This window comes from Microcoleus sp. M2_D5 (genome assembly GCF_036701935.1).
Taxonomy (GTDB): Bacteria; Cyanobacteriota; Cyanobacteriia; order Cyanobacteriales; family Microcoleaceae; genus Microcoleus.
Window position 1 is genome coordinate 1 of record NZ_JAUBRP010000144.1, and the last position, 5,578, is coordinate 5,578.

A 5,578-nucleotide genomic window follows, 5' to 3' on the forward strand; every position below is an offset into this window, starting at 1 on the left:
TATTTCACCCGGTGCTGCTGCCGCAGTCCCGGTTTTGGTGGTAACAACGTCGGCACTAGGTGTCAGAGGTGTGGTGACTGTAGCCAGCGGATCAGTACCGTTGTTGTTTTCAGGAAAAGGATCGGGGGTAGCTGAGGTACTTCTGGCGGTGTTGCTGACGCTGCCGGATGCAGGTGCGATGAAGCTGACTGTGTTGATGGCAGGAACACCGGAAGGCAAGCTGGGAATCGCTGGGAAGGTGACAATCCCAGTATCTGCATTGTAAACAGCCTGGTTGGGTAGACTAACTATATTTAAACCGGGAACAATGCTGTCAGTAATTGTGACGTTTGCGGCTGTGCTTGGGCCGTTGTTGACTGTGGAAATTGTGTAAGTAACTGTTTCACCCGGTGCTGCTGCCGCAGTCCCGGTTTTGGTGGTAACAACGTCGGCAAGAGCAGCAACAATTGTAGTTGAGACTTGAGAGATGGGTTGGGAACTATTGTTGTTAGCTAGATTTGGGTCGAAAGTGCTGGAGGTGCTATAGGCACTGTTAGTTAAGGGAGCTGTGACTGTTGGGGAAACTGTGGCTGTGATGGTGCGGGTTTGGCTAGCACCGTTAGCCAGAGTCGGAATCACCGGCCAGATGACCGTCCTCGTTACGGTATTGTATGTGGCGAGGTCGGAGGCGCTGACGAAACTTAAGCCTGCAGGCAGGGGATCTTGAATCAGGACGCTTTCGGCGCTGTCTGGCCCGTTATTTGTGGAGGTAATTGTATAGGTAATGGTGCTGTTGGGTGTGGCGAACAGCGGGCCTTTTTTAACAATGGAAACGTCGGCTACGAGTGTAGGCGGATCTATACTTTGGACGACGACATTGTTAACTTCGTGAATGTTTGTGTTTCCCCCTGTCGAAGCAGCAAAGCCAAATTTAAAAGTACGTGGCACTGCTCCGTTTATGATGGCCAAATTTGGTATATCGATCAGTGTTTCACCCACATCAAATGTGCCGTTGCTGTTCAAGTCGAAGGCAACTGTAAGACGGTTAGGAAATGTTGGTGAATTCGCCGGAAATAATGTAACTTGAACCGTTCTTTTAGCCTCAGCGCGAATGCTTGTATCTTTATTGTCTATGCCACCGGGAACGACTCTGCTAGTTAAAAAATTATAAGATGTGCTTTCGCTGCCTCTAAGTCCTACTGCATCCTCTAGCGGCCCTCCCAGCGCAGCCGGATTTGTATTTACACGCCCTCCCAATCCTGTTTGACTAGCAGAATAATTGCCAAACTCGTCTAATCCGACACCTAAATAACCTCCAGAAATACCAAGTGAAGCGGGACTATTATTATTCTGAGCATAGCCGAGAGAGCCACCATAGCCTCCCGCTTCTGTTGGCGTAGCTGTTCCGTCAATGAGGAAAAAACTAATGCCATCGGCACCAACGGGGGTATTATCCCCTGGTGGTCGTTGTGGAAAAAGGACAGTACCTCTGTTATAGGCAAAGAAATCAAAGGTAACTCTCAGACCCTCAGTGGCCGAGATGGGGTTGTTGTAGATTACAAAAGCTGCTTGTTGAAAGGCGTTTGATGTTAATCTCAAAGTACCTGTTCCGGGTGGATCGCCAGTCCCTAAAGCGGGAATAACGCCGCTGGGATTGGTGGGACCTGCGGTTAAGCCTGGGTTAGTTGTAAGGTTGTTGCCAACTCCATATATCCAAGGCCCGATTACTGTTGAATTTTTAAATTCTTCAGCGGCTAAGGTTGCCAAGACTGATGTGTAGCCTTCTAGGACTTCTTTTTCAAAGGCTATTTCGGTATTTATTTCTCCTGTGGCAATTTCTAATTCCCAGTCGCCGCCTAATGCTGCACTCCCTGTTAGGTTGTTGGAAGCAGCAACATTTGCTCCTGTTATTTCACTGAGTTTTTGTATAAATTTTAGACCAGATTCCCCGGCGCCTGTGTTGCAACTTAACAGCAGAATACTACCTGTTTCGTTGAGAGATTTACCCCACTGCTGCAATTGGCTGGAATAGGTTTCTATATTGTGAATATTGAGTTCTGCCCGGCCGATTTCTACTGATGCTGATGCGCCGTGAGCAACTATTTGAATGCTGTTGAGGCTGTGCCTTGATGCTGTTATTTCGGCAATTTGTTCGATTCCATCCCGGAATCTATCGAGCAGGATTACTTCTGTATCGCTTTTCACTCCCCTGAGCAACTCTTGGTAGTTTTCTACTTTTGAATCCACAATCGCTAGATTTATTTGGAGAGCGGTCTCTGCTTTATGGCTAGCTTGTCTCAAGATTTTAGTCTCCATGTTGGTAGATTTCCGTGCTTGTGTAGATGACAAAATTGACAGATTTGGGATGGTTCTTATTGTTAGTTAATTTGGTTGCTAAATCTAAGCTACCCCCTTTTTAGAGATGACGATAAACTTTCAAGTATAAAGTTTTGAACAATAATTTTTTTTAGAATATATAATACTTACCTGTATTTGTTATTTGTGATGTTAGGCAATCATTAGAGATGAATTGCAGCGATCGCCCTTGGATGTCCTGATGCGACCGATCGCTGCAAATCATAACATGAATAAGGGGTAACAGCCTTTATATTAGCCAAAACCCTCTATTTTTGGGAAAAATGATATCAGGTCTAACGTTAGTTACATGGTAGATTACTTACGGATTTATCAGCACAAGGGGTCTGACCCCTCATGCCGCTTTTCTGAGTCTGGTGACATTGAGGCTGGCTCAGACAGCTTGAACTGTAAATATACTGAAAATATTAATTGCCTAAAAATTGGCAGATTTTGAGTTTGAGGTGCGATCGCGATTGAAAGTTGAGAGTACGGCATTTCTAGAGATTTATACTTATACTACTTTGGGGTGCAGTAAACTCACAGCCATGTAATAATAGCAACTTAAAGCTACAAAATTTAACAAAAAAAACTTGACAAATTATATATGTTAATACCAGGATTGCGGTGACAAAAAAGAACGATCGCCCTTGAATTCAAAAAGTACGATCGCCCTTTACACCCTCTTTTTATCTAAATCTTGAAACTGCGTCGATCGCACCCCCAAACGCGGCTTGCTAAGCGTTAATATCGAGTTCCCGCACTAAAAAAGCCCATTCATCTGTCAATTCTTCAATGATTTTCGCAGTGGGTTTGCCGGCACCGTGTCCCGCTTTCGTTTCAATCCGAATTAACACTGGTTTTTCTCCCGCGTGGGTTTCTTGCAAGGCAGAAGCAAACTTGAAACTGTGGGCCGGAACCACGCGATCGTCGCGATCGGCAGTTGTAATCATTGTCGCCGGATAAGCCGTTCCCGGTTTGAGGTTGTGCAGGGGAGAGTAGCCGTGAATTGTGGGAAATTCTTCAGGATTTTCCGGCGAACCGTATTCAGAAGTCCAAGCCCAACCAATGGTAAATTTGTGGAAGCGCAACATATCCAAAACCCCGACTGCCGGCAGCGCTGCGCCGAACAATTCCGGCCGCTGAGTCATGCAAGCCCCCACTAATAAACCGCCGTTGCTACCGCCTGCGATCGCCAATTTTGCAGGTTTGGTGTATTTGTTTTCGATCAACCATTCAGCGCCAGCTATAAAGTCATCAAACACGTTTTGCTTGTTCAACTTTGTGCCTGCTTGGTGCCATGATTCGCCGTACTCGCCGCCTCCCCGCAAACAGGCTGTTGCATAAACTCCGCCCATCTCCAACCATACTATCCTGCTAACAGAAAAACTTGGAGTTAGCGAGATGCCAAAACCACCGTATCCGTAAAGGTAGGTAGGGTTGTTGCCATCTAACTGCAAGCCTTTCTTGTGGGTGATAAACATGGGTACTTGCGTACCGTCTTTGCTTGGGTAAAATACTTGTTTTGTCTCGTAATCGTCGGGATTAAAATCAACATTTGGTTGCCGATAAATCGTACTTTCACCTGTCACCATATTGTATTGATAGATGATGTTAGGTGCAGTGAAACTGGTGTAAGCATAAAAAGTTTCGGTGTCGTGCCGCTTGCCGCCGAATCCTCCCGCCGAACCGATTCCGGGCAAGGCAACTTCTCGCACGAAAGAGCCATCTAAGTTGAAAATTTTAATCTGGGTGTAGGCGTCTTTCAAGTAGGAAGCGACAAATTGATTGTTCAGGAGGCCAATGCCTTCGAGGGTTTCTGCTGCTTCGGGGATAATTTCTGTGAATCCACCCTCCCTGGGCGACGGGGGGGTTTCGTCACCAGCTAGGGATGAGGGAGGTGGGTTGTTGGTGTCGATCGCAATTACGCGGCCCAACGGTGCATTCAAGTTTGTTTGAAACCAGAAAAGAGATCCCTCATTGTCAATGAAACTGTACTCAGCCTCAAATTCGTTAATTAGTTCTACAACGGTAGATTCCGGTGCCGTTAAATCCTTGTAGAAAATCAAGTTTTTGGTTTCAGTTCCCTGCCAAACTGAGATAATCAAGTATTTGCCATCTTCGGTGACGCCACCGCTAAATCCCCACTCTTTTTGGTCGGGTCGTTCGTAGATTAATACGTCTTCAGATTGGGGCGTGCCGATTTGGTGGTAAAACAGTTTTTGGTAATAGTTAACTTCTTCGTGCTTGCTTTTTTCGTTGGGTTCGTCGTAGCGGCTGTAAAAAAAGCCTTTGCCGTCGTGAGTCCAGGATGCTCCTGAAAATTTAATCCACTTTAAATGGTCTGATAAATCTTCGCCGGTTGCCACATCGCGGACTTTCCATTCCTGCCAGTCGGAACCGGAATGTGACAAACCGTAGGCCATGTATTTGCCGTCTTCGCTGATAGCTATTCCACCCAGAGCCACGGTTCCATCTTCTGAGAGAGTGTTGGGGTCAATTAATACTTTGGGTTCGCCGTCGAGGGATGTTAACGTGTAGAGTAAGGATTGATTTTGCAGGCCGTCATTCTTGTAGTAGAAATAGCGAGATCCTTCTTTGAAAGGTATGCCGTATTTCTCGTAATTCCAAAGTTGAGTCAGGCGCTGTTTGATTTTTTCCCGCGCCGGAATTTCGTTGAGGTAGGCAAAAGTAACTGCATTTTGGGCTTCCACCCAAGCTTGGGTTTCCTCAGAGTCGGGATTCTCCAGCCACCTGTAGGGGTCTGATACTTTGACGCCGTGGTAGTCCTCTGTTTGGTCGATTTTGCGGGTTGTGGGGTAGCTTAAAGGTCGATCGAATTGGCTCATGATTTTGTACTCTCGCTAACTTTGTCCAGTTTACCCTTTCGCGGCAGTGACAGGGGAGAGTCGCTCAATTGGCGATTTGAGATTTTATACTAAATCTGGGTTAAATAAGTCACCCCACCTCAAAAAACAGAAGACAAAAACCCCCACTTCGCAGGAATTGTCGGCGTTATAATAAAGGATTATTAAAAAACCAATATTGTCAACCAATGAGATATATTAATCTTGTTTTAATAGCAAAATAGCGATTTTAAATAATGACTACATTCCTCCCGACCTATTTGCTAATAAATACCTAAAATAATTGTTATCGCATCTCTAATAAGGAATGAGAATTAAATAACTTCCACAAGTTTGTGGGATGGGCGTCGGGCCCGTTCAAAAAGGACGGGCCCGAC

The 5,578-nt window shown here is 45.8% G+C and carries 2 protein-coding genes; both read right to left on the reverse strand.

Translation table 11 applies throughout. From position 1 onward, the window contains the following. Positions 1 to 2,226 (reverse strand): DUF4347 domain-containing protein (locus tag QUA50_RS28850; RefSeq protein WP_333267117.1); only part of this gene is annotated, 2,226 nt, incomplete at its 3' end. An 845-nt stretch (positions 2,227 to 3,071) separates the two neighbouring features. After that, a complete protein-coding gene (locus QUA50_RS28855; RefSeq protein WP_333267115.1) occupies positions 3,072 to 5,183 on the reverse strand; it encodes a prolyl oligopeptidase family serine peptidase in 2,112 nt (703 codons plus the stop codon). Positions 5,184 to 5,578 lie beyond the last annotated feature (395 nt).